The sequence below is a fragment of the Micromonospora sp. LA-10 genome (assembly GCF_051853095.1).
Classification (GTDB): domain Bacteria; phylum Actinomycetota; class Actinomycetes; order Mycobacteriales; family Micromonosporaceae; genus Micromonospora; species Micromonospora echinospora_A.
This window is the reverse complement of sequence record NZ_CP195710.1, coordinates 6,232,931-6,249,991: the sequence shown is the minus strand read 5'-3', so window position 1 is coordinate 6,249,991 and position 17,061 is coordinate 6,232,931. Positions and strand designations below refer to the sequence as shown.

Annotated in this window: 15 protein-coding genes; 5 read left to right on the top strand and 10 right to left on the bottom strand. The window is 72.0% G+C overall.

Annotation, left to right across the window (positions count from 1 at the left end):
* Positions 1 to 40: 40 nt before the first annotated feature.
* The 6 genes from ACSDG8_RS29000 to ACSDG8_RS28975 all read right to left on the bottom strand — a co-directional run bounded on the left by ACSDG8_RS29000 (position 41) and on the right by ACSDG8_RS28975 (position 7,695).
* The gene (locus ACSDG8_RS29000) at positions 41 to 1,546 is read right to left on the bottom strand and encodes an argininosuccinate lyase (protein ID WP_439427426.1); all 1,506 of its coding nucleotides are present in this window, start codon (positions 1,544 to 1,546) and stop codon (positions 41 to 43) included.
* The gene (locus ACSDG8_RS28995) at positions 1,543 to 2,364 is read right to left on the bottom strand and encodes a creatininase family protein (protein WP_210892202.1); all 822 of its coding nucleotides are present in this window, start codon (positions 2,362 to 2,364) and stop codon (positions 1,543 to 1,545) included. The genes ACSDG8_RS29000 and ACSDG8_RS28995 overlap by 4 nt, the downstream gene beginning before the upstream one ends.
* On the bottom strand, positions 2,352 to 4,100 hold the full coding sequence (locus tag ACSDG8_RS28990; protein ID WP_210892195.1) for an ABC transporter permease: 1,749 nt from the start codon (positions 4,098 to 4,100) through the stop codon (positions 2,352 to 2,354). Before ACSDG8_RS28990 ends, ACSDG8_RS28995 begins: the two co-directional genes overlap by 13 nt.
* Entirely contained in the window at positions 4,097 to 5,170 is a 1,074-nt protein-coding gene (locus ACSDG8_RS28985; RefSeq protein ID WP_210892194.1) for an ABC transporter ATP-binding protein, read from the bottom strand. The genes ACSDG8_RS28990 and ACSDG8_RS28985 overlap by 4 nt, the downstream gene beginning before the upstream one ends.
* 61 nt (positions 5,171 to 5,231) lie before the next feature.
* Positions 5,232 to 6,284, bottom strand: coding sequence for an extracellular solute-binding protein (locus ACSDG8_RS28980; protein WP_030499061.1), 1,053 nt, complete (start codon positions 6,282 to 6,284; stop codon positions 5,232 to 5,234).
* A 262-nt stretch (positions 6,285 to 6,546) separates the two neighbouring features.
* Positions 6,547 to 7,695, bottom strand: coding sequence for an ROK family transcriptional regulator (locus ACSDG8_RS28975; RefSeq protein ID WP_210892192.1), 1,149 nt, complete (start codon positions 7,693 to 7,695; stop codon positions 6,547 to 6,549).
* 530 nt (positions 7,696 to 8,225) lie between these two features.
* On the opposite strand from ACSDG8_RS28975, the gene ACSDG8_RS28970 reads away from it, so the two are divergent.
* Positions 8,226 to 10,946 carry a sugar-binding protein gene (locus ACSDG8_RS28970; protein ID WP_210892190.1) on the top strand — a complete coding sequence of 907 codons (2,721 nt, stop codon included), beginning with the start codon at positions 8,226 to 8,228 and terminating at the stop codon, positions 10,944 to 10,946.
* Positions 10,947 to 11,025: 79 nt separating this feature from the next.
* Here ACSDG8_RS28970 and ACSDG8_RS28965 read toward each other — a convergent pair whose 3' ends face one another.
* Complete coding sequence (locus tag ACSDG8_RS28965; RefSeq protein WP_210892188.1) at positions 11,026 to 11,607, bottom strand: VanZ family protein; 582 nt, start codon at positions 11,605 to 11,607, stop codon at positions 11,026 to 11,028.
* A 232-nt stretch (positions 11,608 to 11,839) separates the two neighbouring features.
* On the opposite strand from ACSDG8_RS28965, the gene ACSDG8_RS28960 reads away from it, so the two are divergent.
* The 4 genes from ACSDG8_RS28960 (at position 11,840) to ACSDG8_RS28945 (ending at position 14,368) form a co-directional block, all read left to right on the top strand.
* A complete protein-coding gene (locus ACSDG8_RS28960) occupies positions 11,840 to 12,295 on the top strand; it encodes a MarR family winged helix-turn-helix transcriptional regulator (RefSeq protein WP_210892186.1) in 456 nt (151 codons plus the stop codon).
* On the top strand, positions 12,292 to 12,663 hold the full coding sequence (locus ACSDG8_RS28955; protein ID WP_210892183.1) for a hypothetical protein: 372 nt from the start codon (positions 12,292 to 12,294) through the stop codon (positions 12,661 to 12,663). The genes ACSDG8_RS28960 and ACSDG8_RS28955 overlap by 4 nt, the downstream gene beginning before the upstream one ends.
* Before the next feature lie 480 nt (positions 12,664 to 13,143).
* Complete coding sequence (locus ACSDG8_RS28950; protein WP_013286940.1) at positions 13,144 to 13,440, top strand: DUF1540 domain-containing protein; 297 nt, start codon at positions 13,144 to 13,146, stop codon at positions 13,438 to 13,440.
* 151 nt (positions 13,441 to 13,591) lie between these two features.
* Positions 13,592 to 14,368: a DUF2470 domain-containing protein gene (locus ACSDG8_RS28945; protein ID WP_210892181.1), complete on the top strand. Its 777-nt coding sequence runs from the start codon at positions 13,592 to 13,594 to the stop codon at positions 14,366 to 14,368.
* Here ACSDG8_RS28945 and ACSDG8_RS28940 read toward each other — a convergent pair.
* The 3 genes from ACSDG8_RS28940 to ACSDG8_RS28930 all read right to left on the bottom strand — a co-directional run bounded on the left by ACSDG8_RS28940 (position 14,365) and on the right by ACSDG8_RS28930 (position 17,002).
* Positions 14,365 to 14,718: a hypothetical protein gene (locus ACSDG8_RS28940; RefSeq protein ID WP_210892180.1), complete on the bottom strand. Its 354-nt coding sequence runs from the start codon at positions 14,716 to 14,718 to the stop codon at positions 14,365 to 14,367. The genes ACSDG8_RS28945 and ACSDG8_RS28940 overlap by 4 nt on opposite strands.
* Positions 14,719 to 14,825: 107 nt before the next feature.
* On the bottom strand, positions 14,826 to 15,587 hold the full coding sequence (locus ACSDG8_RS28935; protein ID WP_210892177.1) for an MFS transporter: 762 nt from the start codon (positions 15,585 to 15,587) through the stop codon (positions 14,826 to 14,828).
* Entirely contained in the window at positions 15,587 to 17,002 is a 1,416-nt protein-coding gene (locus tag ACSDG8_RS28930) for an FAD-dependent oxidoreductase (RefSeq protein ID WP_439427425.1), read from the bottom strand. Before ACSDG8_RS28930 ends, ACSDG8_RS28935 begins: the two co-directional genes overlap by 1 nt.
* Positions 17,003 to 17,061: the final 59 nt, after the last annotated feature.

The window sequence follows — 17,061 nt, the reverse complement described above, 5'->3', positions numbered from 1 at the left end:
ACGACGTCCGCGACCACGGCCAGCTGCGTCTGTCGCCCCGTCACGGGCCTACCCTCGCCGCGACCGCCTCGGCGAGAGCCGTGTCGGCACGGGTCAGCCGCTCGCGCAGCTCCTGCGCCCGCTCCTGCACCGTGTCGAGCATTGTAGACAGTCGCCCGACCTGGTCCCGGACGGCCGCCTCGCCGGGGCCGTCGGCCTGGGCCCGCCGCAGCACGAGTTCGGGTCGGACCGCGGCGGCCAGGAGGTCCCTGACCGCGGCGTCGTCGAGCGTCAGGCCGAGGTCGGCGGCGGTGGACCGCACGAGCTCCCCGGTCCACGTCGCCGGCGCGCCGCCGCGTACCAGCCGGCCGAGCAGCGAGTGGGCGCCACGGAACGGCACGCCGTGGCGGGCCAGCGCGTCGGCCGCGGCGGTGGTGGTGGCGCCCGAGGCGACGATCTCCTCGCCGGACGGCGGGCGCAGCGGGTCCAGCTTCGCGATCAGGCCGCCGAGCAGCGAGAAGAACCGGTACGCCCGGTCGTCGCCGTCCCAGAGCCGCGCCTGCACGTCGGTGGTGGCGTTGTTGGAGTCCTCCCACCACGCGGCGCCGACGTTGTTCAGCACACTCGCCGCGTCGGCCGCCGCGGCGCCGGCCATCGAGACGAGGTGCTCCAGCACCACCGGGTTGCGCTTCTGCGGCATGATGCTGCTGCCCTGGGTGAACTCGCCGGGCGTGACCACCCAGCCCCAGCTCAGCCAGTCCATCAGCGTGCGGGCCAGCCGGGCGCCGGTGGCGAGCGCCTGCGCGTTGAGCGTGGCGACCCGGACCAGGTGGTCCGCGCCGGCCACCGCCTCGTACGAGTTGACGATCAGCTGGTCGAAGCCGAGCAGGTCGGCCAGCCGGCGGGGCGAGATGTCCAGGTCGGTGCCGGCGAAGGCGCAGGAGCCCAGCGGCGAGCGGTTCATCTCGTCCAGCAGGTCGGCGTACGCGGCCGCCTCGCCCGCCAGCGCCTCGGCGTAGCCGGCGAAGACGTGCCCGATGCTCGTCGGCTGGGCCGGGCGGCGGTGCGTGTAGCCGGTGACCACCACGTCGGCGTGCCGGTCCGCGCGGTCCAGCACGGTACGGCCGGTGGCCAGCAGCGCGTCGAGCACCTGGAGCAACTGGTCGCGCAGCACCATCCGGAACACGCCCGCGTCGAGGTCGTTGCGGCTGCGTGCGAGCTGCACGCTGAGCTGCGACACCTCGATGCCGGCCGCGGCGGCGAGGCGCTTCTCCAGCGTGTAGTAGACGTCCTCGACGCTGCCGTCGTACTCCAGCTCCTCGGGCCGGTCCCCGGTGAGGGTGACCAGCCCGCGCAGCATCGTGGCGGCGGCCTCGTCGGTGATCAGTCCCTGCTCGGCGAGCATGACGACGTGGGCCTTGCTGGCCGTGACCATCGCCGGGTAGAGGTGGGCGACGTGGTGGTCGAACACCACGCGGAGGTGGTGCTGTTGATAGACGGTCAGTGACGGGCTCATGGTGGCCTCCCGAGGTGGTGCGTTGTCGCGCGGCAGGACGCGCGTGGTCATCCGGTCGCCTGTTGCGGCCGGTCGGCGCCGGGCGGTCCGGGCAGCGGCGCGGCCAGCCACGCCTCGACCAGCTCGCGCAGCCGGGCGCCCGCGGTGACGCGGATCCGGTCGCCGGCCTCCTCGCCGGCCAGCGAGACATGCCCCGACCAGCCCTGCCACGGGTCGGGCCGCGACTCCACGAGCACGTACGGGTACGGGGTGGGCAGTTTCGGCTTCGGCGGCAGGTCCGGCGCGGCGTCCAGGCGTACCGCGGCCGGGTCGAAGCCCAGCACCGCCGAGCTCTCGTACGCGCCGCCGTGGCCCCGGGCCGGCAGCTCACCGAACATCTCGGTGGTCTCGTCCGGGCCGACGAGCTGGAACCAGTTCACCAGCATCATGCTGGCCCGCTGCCGGCCGGACACCCACTCCATCGCGGCGCGGACGGTGGACATGTTGGCGTCGTGCCCGTTGACCACGAGCACCCGGGGGAAGCCCGCCTCGACGATGCCGGCGAGCACGTCGGCGAGGTAGCCGACGGCGATCTCCGGCCGCAGCGCCACGGTGCCCGGCCACTGCCGGGTCTGGCCCGGGCAGGCGGCGTACGGCGTGGCCGGGAACAGCACCGCCCGGGCGGACCCGGTGGCCAGTTCCCCGGCGAAGCCCTCGGCCAGGATCAGGTCGGTACCGATCGGCAGGTGCGGACCGTGCCACTCGACCGCGCCGACCGGCAGCACCGCCAGGTCGGCCGTCGCGGTCACGGCGGCGAACGCGTGCCCGGGCACCCGGGTGACCGGGAGCAGCCCTCCCCCGGTCCGCCACCGCTCGATCAGTTCGTCCACTGCTCGGCCCTCCGGGTCGCGGTCCGGCTGGTCTCCAGCCGCCCGGAGAACCACATCACCACGAAGATGAGCAGCACCTGGAGCATGCCGTAGGCGGCCGCGGTGCCCAGCTCGAAGCTGTACATCCGGTTGTTGATGGCGACCGAGATCGGCACCGTCGACGAGGTGTAGATGAGCACCGAGGCGACGAACTCGCCGACGCCGTGCACGAACGCCAGCAGCGCGCCGGCGAGCACGCCGGGCAGCATCAGCCGCACGGTGATCGTGTAGAACGCGCGCAGCCAGGAGGCGCCGAGGTTGCGGGCGGCGTCCTCCAGCGACGGGTCGATCAGCGCCAGCGTGGCGGAGCTGGACCGGAACACGATCGGCAGGAACCGCACGAAGTAGGCCAGCGGCAGGATCCAGAACGTGCCGACGAGCACCTGCCCGAAGCTGAACGCGTTGCCGGTGCTGAACGCCGAGATCAGGTTGATCGCCACGACCGTGCCGGGCAGCGCCCAGGCGATCATCACGGCCACGTCGAGCAGGCCGCGCCCGACGAACTTCAGCCGCCGCACCGCGTACGCGACGAGCACGCCGATGATCACGCAGCCGACGACCGCGAGCAGGCTCATCTGCACCGAGTTGAGGATCGGCTCGAACGCCTTGGGGTCGGTGAAGATGGTGACGAAGTTCTCCAGCGTGTACGTCGGCGGCAGCACCTCGGTGGTCCAGGACCGGTCCTCGGAGAAGGCGACGAGCGCGATCGCGGCGACCGGGGCGAGCAGGACCAGCGTGGCCAGCACCGAGGCGAGCGGGGCGAGCCAGCGGCCGATCGGGTTGGTGATCTCCCGCCGGACGGCCGAGATGCCCTTGGACTGCGACTGGTAGTTGCGCCGTCCCTCGTACCAGCGCATCGCCAGCAGGAAGATGATCGAGACGATGCCGAGCACCGAGGCGTACGCCGAGGCCATCGGCAGGTCGCCGTTGGTGCGGTTGATGTAGATCTGCATCGTCATGGTCTGGCTGACGTTGAACAGCAGCGGCGCGGTGTAGGACGCCAGCGACGTCATGAAGACCAGCAGCGACGCCGAGATCAGCGCGGGGGTGAGCATCGGCAGCAGGACCGTGCGCCACACCCGTGCCCGGCCCGCGCCGAGGTTGTACGCCGCCTCCTCGACCGACGGGTCCATCCCGGCCAGTGCCGCGGAGGCGGCCAGGAAGAAGAACGGGTACATGGTGAACGTGTGCACCACGAGCACGCCGGCGATGCCGTCGAAGGCCAGGACCGGCTTCTCGGTGCCGAGCAGCGCCTGCAGGCCGCGCGGCACGATGCCGATGTTGCTGTAGAGCAGCTGGAAGGAGACCGCGCCGATCAGCGGCGGCAGCGCCGCCGGCACCAGGATGATCGCCTCGATGAGCCGCCGGCCGCGGAAGTGGAACCGCTTGAGCAGGAACGCCATCGCCACGCCGACGATGCCGCAGAGCAGCACGCTCGCGGCCGAGATGAACAGCGAGGTGAACAGCGACTCGCGGGCCACCCCGGAGGAGGAGAGGAACTGGAGGTAGTTGTCCGTGCCGTTGGCGCTCACGCTCTCGCGGAAGGTGGCGAACATCGGCTGGACGACGAAGCCCCAGAGCACCAGGACCAGCGGCAGCACCAGCAGGTACGGGAACCACCGGGAGTTGGTCCCGCCGGCCAGGCGCCGGCCGAGGGCCACCGCCCAGGCGGGGGCGGTTCGGGTAGCAGCGGTCACGGCTTGACCACCCAGAGGCGCTCCGGTACGAGCCGCAGCCCCACCACGTCGCCGAGCTGGAGGCCGGCCGGCGCGTCGATCAGGGCGGCCATCACCTCGTTGCCGTCCACGTCGACGCTGATGTGGGTGGCCATGCCGGTGAACTCGACGTGGCTGATCCGGCCGCGCATGGCAGCCGTGTCGTCGTCGCCGCCGAGCGCGATGTGCTCGGGACGCGCGGAGACGAGCGCGGTGTCGCCCTCGCCGAGCCCGTGCCCGGCGGGGGCGCCGACGTCGATGGTGGCGCCGCCGGGCAGGCGCACCGCGACGCTCTCGTCCGTCGCGCCGGTCACCGGCAGGCTCAGCACGTTGCTGCGCCCGATGAACCGGGCCACGAACGCGTTCGCCGGCTTGTAGTAGATCTCGTGCGGGCTGCCGACCTGCTGGACCCGGCCGGATTCCATGACCGCGATCCGGTCCGACATCGCCATCGCCTCGGCCTGGTCGTGCGTGACGTAGATCGAGGTGGTGCCGCTCTCGCGCTGGATGCGCCGGATCTCGGCGCGGGTCTCCTCGCGCAGCTTCGCGTCGAGGTTGGACAGCGGCTCGTCGAGCAGCATGGTGCGCGGGCGGATGACCAGGGCCCGCGCCAGCGCGACCCGCTGCTGCTGGCCGCCGGAGAGCGCGTCGATGCGCCGGTCGCCGTACCCGTCCAGGTGCACCTGGGCGAGCGCCTCCTCGATCCGCCGGGCCTGGTCGGCGCGGGAGACCCGCCGGACCTTGAGGCCGTACGCGACGTTCTGCGCCACCGTCATGTGCGGGAACAGCGCGTAGTTCTGGAACACCATGCCGGTGTCCCGCTTGTTCGGCGTCCAGTGGGTGACGTCGTCGTCGCCGAAGTGGATACGACCGGAGGTCGGGAAGTAGAAGCCGGCCACCATGCGCAGCGTCGTCGTCTTGCCACAACCGCTCGGCCCGAGCAGCGTGAAGAACTCGCCGGCTGCGATGGTGACGGTGACGTCATCGACCGCCGCGGAGTCGCTCGACTTGGCGAAGCGCTTACTGACCGCCGTCAGTCGGACATCGATCATTTCTTGGGTCCTTCCAGGACGAAGCCGGGCCGTGCCGTGGCACGGCCCGGTTCCGAGCGTCTTAGCCCTTGCCCTTGATCTGGGCGTTCCAGTGGGTGATCCAGGCGGTCTCGTTCTTGCCGATCACGTCCCAGTCGACGTTCATCGGCTTGAGGTCGAGCTTGGTCAGCCACTCGGGCTTCTCGGCGATCTCGACAGCGGGGATCTGGAAGTAGTCCTTGGCCAGGCTGGCCCGCAGCGAGTCGTCGAAGAGGAACTCGAGGAACTTCTTCGCGCCCTCGGTGTTGCCGCCCTTGACGGCGGCCACGCCGTCGACGAGCACCGGCGCGCCGGAGGCCGGCATGACGTAACCGAACGGCATCTTCTCGTTGGCCTGCAGCAGGATGTCCTGGAGGTTCCAGGCGCTGACCACGCCCTGCTCACGCGACATCTTCAGGTAGAGGTCGCTGGGGTTGGCGGCGTACTCGACGGTGTTGGCGTCGAGCTTGCGCAGCCAGTCGTAGCCGGGCTGCGGGTTCGACCCGTCCGGGGTGTAGCGCTGGATCATCGAGGCGTAGATCGAGCGCATGGTGCCGGAGGCGGCCACGTCCCGGATGATGATCTTGTCTTTCCACTTCGGGTCGACCAGGTCGTCCCAGTCCTTCGGCGCGGTCTCCGGGGTCAGCGCCTTGTTGTTGTACATGATGACCTCGGGCAGCAGGATCTCGCCGAACCAGCGGCCCTCGGCGTCCTTGTACCGCGCGTCGATCTTCGAGGCGAACGACGGCTGCCACGACTCCAGCAGGCCCTCGGACGCGCCGGCGGCGAGACCCTGCTGGGTGCCGCCCCACCAGACCGACGCCTGCGGGTTGGCCTTCTCGGCGCGGACCCGCTCGAGCACCTCCTGGGCGCCCATGTTGAGCACCTCGACCTTGCCCTTGTACTCGGGGTTCTTGGTCGTGAACTGCTCGACGACGTAGTCGGTGACCGACTTGTCGCGGGCACTGTAGATGACGACCTTCTCGGCCGGCGCGGCGCCGGTGGAGCCGGTGTCGTTGTCGTCGTCACTGCTGCCGCACGCGCTGACGGCCAGCAGCGCGCTGAACGCGACGGCCAGGGCCAAACGACGTTTCATTGGTACCTCCATTTTGCGGGGGAACTATCGGAAGCGGAGAAAGACGGTGTGCGCCCGTCCCGGGGGCGCGGGCGGTGTGCGCCGGTCCCCCGGGGACGGGGTCGAAGGTCCGCGGGTCGCGCCCCGGAGCGGGGCGCGCCGCATCGCGCCGCGACCGGTCGTCCGGGATACGGACGCGGTCGCCGCGACGGTGACGGTGACGGTGGGTGGGGTGTCGGGTCGGAGGGCGTCGGGGTCGTCGGGGGCCGGGGTCGGGTGGTGGTCAGGGAAGCGAGGGCCGGGGCACCGCCGCGGAGAGCGCGTAGCTGATCGCTCCGTGCAGCACGGCCTGGTCGCCGAGGGTGGCCCGGCGCACCTCGGTGGGGGCCGGGGTGCGGGCGGAGACGAGGGTCTGAAGCTGGTCGAGGGCCGCGTCGTCGAGTTCCGCGGCGGCGCCGCTGAGCAGCACCAGTCCCGGGTCGACCACGCAGGCGCAGGAGAGGATCAGCCCGGCCCAGGCGCCGAGGACCTCGTCGAGGTAGTCGCGGGCGGGCGCCGACGTCGCGGCGAGCCGGCTCAGCTCCCGTACCGGCGAGTCGGGCCGGCGGCCCGGGTTGAGCGCGACGACCCGTTCCGCGATGGCGTTGACCGACCACCGGGCCTCGAAGTCCCCGACGCCGCTGTAGCGGCGCTCGGTCGCGCCGCCCAGCGGCAGGAAGCCGACCTCGCCGGCGGCCCCGCTGGCGCCGCGGCGGACCTTGCCGTCGAGCACGAGGCCGGCGCCGATGCCGTCGGCGACGTGGATCAGCAGCAGGTTCGCCACGTCCGCGCCGGCGCCGGCCACGCACTCGCCGGCGGCCATCAGGTTGACGTCGTTGTCGACGACCACGGGTACGCCGAGCCGCCGTTGCACGGATTCGCCGATCGGCCACGCCTCGACCAGTCCGACCGACGGCGCGAGGCGTACCGCGCCGTTGCTGGACACGCCGGGCACCGCGATCGCGACGCCGCGAAGCGAGGGCAGGTTGTCGCCGACCAGGTCGAGGACGAACTCGCAGACGGTCTCCACCACGTTCGCGCCGAGCCGCGCGACGCGGTGCGCGATGACCGCGCCCTCGCTGTCGGCGATCTCGCAGCTGATCCGGGGTGGCTCCAGCGACACCGCCGCGACGAGTTCGGCGCGGGGGTTGAACTCGAGCATCTCCCGGGGGCGGCCGGTGGTGGGCGCGCCGGGCCCGCGTTCGATGAGGTAACCCTCGGCGACCAGCTCCCGCACGAGCGCGGTCACAGTGGCCGCGGAGAGGCCGGTCATCTCGGCGAGGTCCACTCGGGACAGCCGCCGGGCCTGCCGGGCGGCCAAGATCACCGAGAGACGCTTGATCTCACGGGACCGCTCACGGCTGACCGGGCTGGTCGGGGCTTTGTCAGACACGCTTTCTTCCTAGTGAGAAAAAAATCAGACGTCAAGTAACGAGATGATCTCGGGCCCGCAGCCAGCGGAAAGATGGGAAGCGGCAAGCCGGGCGCGCCGGGCCACACCGACATGGCGCGCAAAACCGGGCCCTCGCCTCCACATTGGGCACCCAAAGCCGGACAAAGAGTCCCCTCTGGCCGGTGCCGCCCCGGGAGGCGGGTCGCTGAGCTGCGGGGATCGTTTCTTCGAATAAGGAAGAAAGTCGTCCGGACCTATTGACGACGGCTCCGCAAGATCCCTAGGTTACGGCCCGAAGGCCTTCCGGTGGACCGACCAGTCGCCACCGTGTGCACCGCTCACACCGTGACGGTGCGCGTACACCACCATCCCGTTGTCGAGCACCACGACCAGCGAGGACCCGACGGTCCTCTATGGACAGCTGTCCGCGTCACGACCCGGCGCGAGCCACCGTGTCAGCCGGCCCGCGCCGGGCCCGTGACCCGTCCCCCAGCCGCAGCACTCCCGCTTCGAGACGAAGAGGTATGCCCATGAGATGGCGCACCACGGCGGCGATCGCCATGTGCGGTCTGCTGTCGTTGGGCCTGGCCACTCCGGCCCAGGCCAACCCCCAGAAGGCAACACCGAAGCCACAGGCCAAGAAGTCCGACAAGCCCGTCGACCTGGACATCATGTTCATCGGCGCGCACCCGGACGACGAGGCAGGCCAGCTCGGCATGCTCGGATACTGGAACGAGTATCACGGCATGAAGGCGGGCGTCATCACCACCACCCGCGGCGAGGGCGGCGGCAACGCCACCGGCCTCGAAGAGGGCCCCGAGCTCGGCATCCTGCGGGAGGCCGAGGAGCGCAAGGCCGTCGCCTGGGCCGGCGTCAACCACATCTACAATCTGGACGCGCTCGACTTCTGGTACACCGCGAGCGCCCCGCTGACCGAAGAGGTCTGGGGTCACCAGGAGACGCTGTCCCGGATCGTGCGGGTCCTGCGCACCACCAAGCCCGAGGTCATCCTCACGATGAACCCGTCGGCGACGCAGGGCAACCACGGCAACCACCAGAAGGCGGCCATGCTGGCCGTGGAGGCCTTCTACGCGGCGGCCGACCCGAAGGCGTTCCCGGAGCAGATCAAGAAGGAAGGGCTCGAGCCCTGGCGGGTCTCCCGCATCTTCCAGACCGGCGGCAGCGGCACCACCGGCACCAACGGCCCCGCCTGCGAGACGACGTTCACGCCGGCCGAGGCCAGCAACGTCATCTTCGGCACCTGGCAGGGCTACGAGTCGGCGCGGCACGACGGCAACCGGTGGAACACGGTCCAGACCTGGGCCCGCCGGGAGTACGTGTCGCAGGGCTGGGGCAACAGCTCCTTCCCGACGACCAACCCGGCCAACATCGGCTGCAACCGGCTGACGCTGATCGACACCCGCACGCCGTACCCGGACCCGAACGTGGGCGCCGGCACCGGCGCGCTCCAGGGCGCCACCCTGCGTGCCCCGGGCGGCCTGCCGCTCGGCACCGAGATCCACGTGCGTCCGCGCACCTGGGAGGCCCTCGCCGGCCAGCCCATCACGGTCGACACGGTGCTCTACGCCGAGAAGGCCATCCCGGGCGCCAAGGTCACCCTGGACGTCCCGGCCGGCTGGACGGTGAGCGGTAACGGCAACGTCGGCACGCTCACCCCGCGCAAGGAGGTCGTGAAGACCTTCACTGTCACCCCGCCGGCGCAGGTCGAGGTGGGCACCCGTTTCAAGCTCAACGCCACGCTGACCAGCAAGAAGGACGGCAGCGGCACCAGCAGCGCCCGAGTGCAGGGCACCGCTCCGGTGCGCGGCACCCTGGAGCCGCTGGAGGAGATCGCCGACTTCCGCGCCTGGACGGTGCGGAACAAGACGCAGCAGCTCGACGCGCTCATCGAGTCCCTGCTGAGCATCCCCAGCGGCGGCACCCGCAGCGTCAAGGTCAACCTGACCAACCACGGCACGCGGGTCCAGTCCGGCACGGCGAAGCTGAACGTCCCCGCGGGCTTCTCCGTGGCCGAGCAGCAGCTGCCGTACAGCGGGCTCCAGCCGGGCGCCACCACCTCGGTGACGTTCACCGTCACGAACACCGACACGTCGCTGCCGACGGCCAACCGGGCGCCGGACAACGGCGCCTACCGGGTGCAGATCGAGACCAGCTACGTCGGTGGCAGCGCCACCGAGCCGGGCGTGTTCAACCTGGTCCCGACCACCACGATCCCGAAGGCGGCCACCGCGCCCACGGTGGACGGTCACGGTCACGACCACGAGTACACCGGCGAGGTCATCGACATCTCCACCCGCTGGGAGGGCACCGCCGCCCCGGCGTCGGACATCTCCGGCACCGCCCAGCTGACCCACACCGACGACGCCCTGTACGCCATCTTCAACATCACCGATGACGTGCTCGGCACCGTCCTGCCGCCGGAGGACTGCAAGCGTCCGCGGCGTAACGACAACATCGAGTTCGGCATCGACCCGCGCGGCAACTCGGCGAACACCTCCACGGTGTTCAACATGGCGCTCTTCCCGGCCACCCGGGACCCGGGCAACGGCAACCCGCCGTGCTTCGCCCGGGAACGGGACAACCACCAGGGCGGCCCGGAGACCGCGCCGGGCGTGGAGATCGCCTCCGTGGTGACCAGCAACCCGTACACCGGGTACCGGATCGAGGTCAAGATTCCGTTCAGCGTGCTGCCGGACACCATCGACCCGAGCCGGATGGGCCTGAACATCCTGGTCAACGACTCGGACACGCAGGACCTCAGCTCGCAGACCCGGGTCGGCTGGTCGACCTGGAGCGGCGTACGGGCCGACCCGTGGCGCTGGGGCAACGCGATCCTGCCGGACCTGCCGGCGAGGCCGGCGGCGCCCAAGGCTCCGATCATGCCCGACACCGCCGCGCTGAGCGTCGACTCGCCGCAGACCCTGCTGCAGTCGGTCTCGGACGGGGTGGCACCGGGTGGGTACGCCAAGCTGGCGGACAACACCGTGAAGCTCAAGAAGGTCAACCTCAAGGCCGGCAAGGTCTCGGTGGACCTCCAGGTGAAGAAGGCCGGCACCGCCCGGGTCTTCGTCTGGGACGGCAACCAGGTCGTGGCGCAGGCCCAGGCCGACCTGCGCAAGGACGGCACCCTCGTCCTGCCGCTGAGCGGGTCGCTCCCGGCCGGCACCTCGCTGCTCGTCTCGTACGAGAGCGGCGGCGCCACCACCGCTCTCGCGAAGCAGCTGAGCTGACGGTGAACGCGTCGACCTGACGCGCTGACGCGATGGGCCGGGCCGTGAGGTCCGGCCCATCGTGCCGTCTCCGGGCGGCTCAGCGTTCCGTTGCCGCGACCGGCCGAGGCCGGTCCGGCGACGGCGCGGCCGGGGCCGGCCACCAGCGGCGCGAGGCCAGCGCGGCCAGTCCGGCGCCGACGGTGTTGAGCAGGACGTCGTCCACCGAGGAGACGCGGTCGAGCCGCAGGACGTACTGCGCGACCTCGACCAGGACCGAGCAGCCCGCCGCGAGCGCCAGGATCCGCGGCACCGACGCCAGCGCCGCGAACCGCAGCGGGCCGAAGAATCCGAGCGCCGCGAACACCAGCAGGTTGCCCACGATCTGCACGGTGACCGTCAGCGGCCCGCTCGCCAGGACGGTGAGCAGGTCCCGCAGCGGCACCAGGCTCACCCGGCCGGGAACGGCGCCGGCCCGGTCACCCGGCAGCATGATCATCCAGACCCACGGCACGGTGCCGTAGACGATGCCGACCTCGGTCAGCGACCGGCGCCAGGCCGGCCCACCGCCGCGCCGGCGCGCCAGGAGCCACACCACCAGCGCGGCCAACGGCAACGCGGCCACCGTGATGAGCACGACCCCGTTGATCGTGCCGAGCCAGCCGTGCCACCCCTTGATCACGCCGCCCCCACTTTCCGTACGGCCGAGGACCCGCCCGGCCGGTGCGGGCCGGCGTCCCCCGACTCGCTCAGGGTGCCATCCTGCCCCCGGCGGTCCCGCCCTCGGCCCGGTGGCCTCCACCCCGGCAGCCGCGCCCGCAGGACGGCGGGGGCAGGAGCACGGCACGGGCCGGTGAGGTGAGTCAGCCCGGGCCGTTGACGCCCCGCCCCCACTTTGGTAAGACCTTAACATTATGGATGTCGCCACACTCTCGGCACAACGCCTCGTGCTCACGCTTCACCGCGCCACCACGCTCGTCGACCGCGTCGCCGACACGCACCTGCGGAACACGCACGACATGACCCTTTCCATGTTCGCCGCGCTGGTGACGATCCACGCGATCGGTCCTGCGCGGCAGAGCAAGATCGCCCAAGCCCTCGACGTGTCCAGAGCGGCCGTGACGCAGCGCCTGGTCGAGCTCGTCGCGCGCGGGCTCGTCGAGGTCGCTCCGGATGCCACCGACCAGCGCGCGAATCGCGTCGCCGTCACGAAAAAGGGCCGGGAACTCCTCGACGCGGCATGGAAAGGGCTCGCGGAGATCGACGACGGCATCGAGGACGGCATCGATCTCGAAGCGCTGCAGAGCGCCCTGGACACGCTTGCCGCCAACGCCGCACGCTATCTCGCCGGCCAGGAGGTGACGGCATGAGCGTCGCCGCCATCGTGGCCACCCTCGTACTCACCGCACTCGCTGCGCTCCAGGTGCTCGTCGCGGCCGGCCGGCCGTACGGGCGACTGGTATGGGGTGGGCAGCACGAGACACTGCCGCGGCGATTCCGCGTCGGCAGCGCAGTGTCGGTCGTCGTCTACGCCGTCATGGCCTGGGTGCTGCTCGCGCGCGCCGAAGTCTTCGGGCCTTTCAGGCCGTTCGTCGGCGTCGCGACGTGGGTGCTCTTCGGGTACTTCGCAATCGGGATCGCGCTCAACGCAATCTCGCGAAGCCGCGCCGAACGCCTGGTGATGACGCCCGCATGTGTGGTCCTGGCGGCGTGCTCGCTCACCGTCGCGCTCAACTGAACCCGAACCCCTTGACCGGCGGCGAAGAGTTGCGCGCGCCGGGATGCGCGCGCACCGGTCCGGCGCCCCCGGTAATGCGATTGCCGCACCGGCGGCGAAGCCGATTACCGGTTCCGGCCCGTCGATTTACGCGCACCAATTCGGGTACCCGATCGGTGCCCCAACTGCTGCGATCGACGCTGCGCACCGGGACCACTCTGGGTACCCGGACCAGCGCCAACGGGGCGCCGCACGCCCACCTCGCGCCGGCAAACAAAGCCTTTCCTAACGAAGGTAAGCCTCATCTTCGTCGGTCCGGGAGTTCACGCGAAAACGGCGACTAACCGCCGCCGACGCCGCATTCCGCTGCTACGGTGAGCACGATCCTCACTTCGGGCGGACAGGTTTGAAGCCCGGCCCGCACGGCTAATACCGAATGGCATTCGAGCACCACGAGGCCGGCCCATTGCTTCCCGCCGGCCCGCATGACTTGGAGGCACCATGAAGACCCTGTTGCAGTCTCCGCCGGTACGTGAATGCGCCGCCACCGCGTGCAGCTTCAACGACAACGGGTGTCACGCCCCCGCGATCACCGTGGCGGCGAGCGCCGACGCGGCGTCCTGCGCGACGTTCGTCGAGTCGTCGCTGAGCGGCGGGATCGCGGAGGTCACCGGCGCGGTGGGCGCGTGCGCCCGCGCCGAGTGCGTGTTCAACACCAACCTCGCCTGCACGGCCGAGTCGATCACGGTCGGCCCCGGCGCCACGGTCAGCGACTGCCTGACCTACCAGCCCGCCTGACAAAGCGGACACCACGCCCGGACGGGTCACGACGGTCACCGTCGTGGCCCGTCGGCGTTGTGCAGCACCCGACCCGCCGTTGCACAGGTAAGCCTTACCTATTACCGTCTGACCTGGGCCGACTTCACCCTTCCCGGCCGAGGAGACAGACATGGCGTTGCACCCCGCCGGGCGTCCGGCCCCGCCGGCCGGCCTCGCCCCGGTCGCCGCAGGGCCGTCGACGCTCCCGTCCACGCCCCGCGACGCCGTCGCCGCGCGTTGCGCGCTGAGCGCCGCCTCCTCGCTGCGGCTCACGCTCGGCGACACCACCGCCGACCTCCTCTCCGCCCACGCCGTCCTCCCGGACGGCACGATCGTCCTCGCCGTCGACGCGATGAGCCGCACCGGCGGCCTGCTGGTGGCCGCGCGCGGCCAGAGCGGCGCGGTACGTCTCGACGTGACACACCTCGCCCCGGTCGCCGTACGCTCCCGGGTACGCGCCCGGCTGCGGATCCTCGGCACCGCCCGCCGCTTCGACCCGGCCGCGCTCGACGCCTGCGACCCGGCCACCGTGATGTCGCTGCTCGACCTGCCGCCGGTGGCGTTGTGGGCGGTTGCCCCGGACGAGATCGTCCTCGACCGGTCCGCCGATCCCGTCGCGGTGGACCCCGGCGCGTACCGTGCCGCCCGCCCGGACCCGATCGCCGTCGACGAGGCCGCCCACCTCGCCCACCTGTCGCGGCACCACGGCGACGTCCTGGACCGGCTCGGCGCACGCGTCGACCCCGGCGCCGGGGCGACGCGGATCGTCCCGGTCGCGCTCGACGCCGAGGGCATCGTGCTGCGCGCGGAGCGGCCGGGCGGCCACACCGACACCCGGCTGGCCTTCGCCCGCCCGGTCACCGCAGGCGCCGGCCTGGCCGAGGCGCTGCGGACGCTGCTCACCTAGGACCTTCCGCTCCCTACGGAGCGCATCGCGGCGGCGGCGAGAACGCAGGCGGTGGTGACCGCGGCGAGCAGGAGGTGGTAGCCGCCGTACGCCAGAAGCACGGCGGCAAGCAGGGGCGCAGCGGCTTTGGCGGTGGTGACCGGGGCGGTGAGTCGCCCGGCGATGGTGGCGTAGGCGGCGGTTCCGTAGCGGTCGGCGAGGATCGCGGGGGTGGCGAGGCTGGCGACGCCGAAGCCGAGGCCGAATCCGGTGACGGTGATGACGGCGCCCACCCGGCTTCCCGCGGTGAACGGCATGGCGAGGACCGCGGCGGCCTGGACGGCGAAGACCGTGGCGACGACGGTGGTCATCGGGAGGCGGCGACGGGCGCCGGTGAGGACGAGTCGTCCGGCGACCGACAGGACGCCGAGGAGACCGGCGACGGCAGCGGCGAAGGTCGCGGGGTGGCCGCGGCTGGTCAGGTAGCCGACGAGGTGGACTCGATGGTGCCGGTCGCGGCGCCGTGCGCGACGAGGGCTGCGGCGAGGATCCAGAACCGCCGGTCGCGCATCGCGGAGCGGGCCGCAGCTTGTCGCGCGACGACAGGTGACGCCGCAGGGCCGGCCGGGGTGCGGTGCGGCGGTCGGCGGATGGCGAGGGCGTGCAGGGGGATGGTCACCGTGCCGTGGACGGCGGCAAGGACGAGGAGCGCGTCGCGCCAGCCGAGGTGGGCGGCCAGCACGCCGGTGAGCGGCATGAAGATGGTGCTGGCGAACCCCGCCACGACGGTGATCGCGAGCAGCGCGGTGGGGCGCCTGTCGGGGGTGAACCAGGAGATGACGACGGCGAAGGCGGGTTCGTAGAGGACCATCGCGCCGGTGATGCCGATGCCGACCATGACGACGTAGAGCTGTCCGATGGTTCGGACCTGGGACCAGGCGATCAGGAGGGCGGTCGCGGCGATCGAGCCGGCGGTCATGAGGGTTCGTCCGCCGTGCCGGTCGAGCCACCTGCCGACGGGTATGGCCATCAGCGCGCCGGCGAGGACGCTGGCGGTGAGGGCGCCGGTGACGGCAGTGGTGGAGGCGCCGAGGCCGGCGGCCATGGGGCCGAGGAGGACCGCGTAGGCGTAGTAGAGGGTGCCGTACCCGATGGTGCTGGTGACGGCGAGGGCTGCGACGACGCGCCACCCGTGACGCCCGCCGACAGTGGGGTCGGCGGGCGCCGTCGTGGTGGTCATCAGCTGGTGCAGCAGCCGCCGGTCTGGCCCCCGGCCGGGGTGTCGAGGCTGACCAGGGTGAGCGGTGCGGACAGCAGGCCCCCGGAGATCCCGGTCGCCAGCCCTTGCGCGGCCGGTGATGCCGCCGGGTCAGGGCCGCAGCAACTGTCGGCGCCGGTGGAGTCGGCGGGATTGCTGTTGCAGACGCCGGTCTCGGGCAGGTCGAGCTGGACGTCGCGGGCGGCGTCCCAGTCGCCGGCGAGAGCGGCGACGACGGAGCGGACCTGCTCGTATCCGGTGGCCATGAGGAACGTCGGCGCACGGCCGTAGCTCTTCATGCCGACGGCGTAGTAGCCGGCCTCGGGGTGCGCGAGCTCGGCGGCGCCGTGCGGGGGAACGGTGCCGCAGGAGTGCTCGTTCGGGTCGATCAGCGGGGCGAGGGCGCGGGTGGCGCCCATGACCGGGTCGAGGTCCAGGCGCAGCTCGGCCGCGATCGAGTGGTCGGGGCGGAAGCCCGTGGCGGCGACGACGCGGTCCACGGTGACGGACTCGTCGGTGCCGTCGGCGTGACGGACGACCACGGCGACCCGGCCCTCGGCCGGGGTGAGGGCGTGCACGGAGAAGCCGGTGAGCAGCCGGATGCGGCCGGCGTCGACGTGGTCGCGCAGCCGGGCGCCGAGCGCGCCGCGGGCGGGCAGGGCGTCGGCGTCTCCGCCGCCGTAGGTGCGGGCCGGGCTGGCCGAGCGGATCGCCCAGATCACCTCCGTGCCGGGCTCGGCGGCGGCCAGTTCGGCCAGCGAGAGCAGGGTGTTCGCGGCGGAGTGGCCGGCGCCGACGACGAGGGTGCGCCGGCCGGCGAAGCGGTGCCGGTCGCTGCCGAGCACGTCGGGCAGGGCGTGCTCGAGGAACGCTGCCGCGTCCTTCTCGCCCCGGGCGGGCAGGCCGGAGGCGCCGAGGACGTTGGGAGTGCCCCAGGTGCCGGAGGCGTCGATGACGGCGCGGGCCGACAGCTCGTCGCCGTCGGCGAGGCGGATCAGGAACGGCGTCTGTTCGCGGCCTGCAGTACGCAGCCGGTCCAGGCCGAGCCGGCTGATCGCCGTCACCCGCGCGCCGTAGCGCAGGTGGGGCTTGAGCTGCGGCAGCTCCGCGAGGGGCTGGAGGTAGTCGGTGGCCAGCTCGGCGCCGGTGGGCAGGGCGTCCTCGGCCGGGGCGACCCACCCGGCGTCGACGAGCAGCCGGCGGGCGGCCGGGTCGACGTTGTACCGCCACGGCGAGAACAGGCGCACGTAACCCCACTGCCGTACTGCCGCGCCGGCGGTGTCGCCCGCCTCCAGGACGAGGAAGGGCAGGTCACGCTCGCGCAGGTGGGCGGCGGCGGCCAGACCCACCGGGCCCGCGCCGATCACCACGACGGGCGGCTCGTCCAGGACACTCATCGGGAACTCCTCTGTATTGATAATTGTCGAATCAAGGAGGTGCGGTGGTGCCGCGCGGA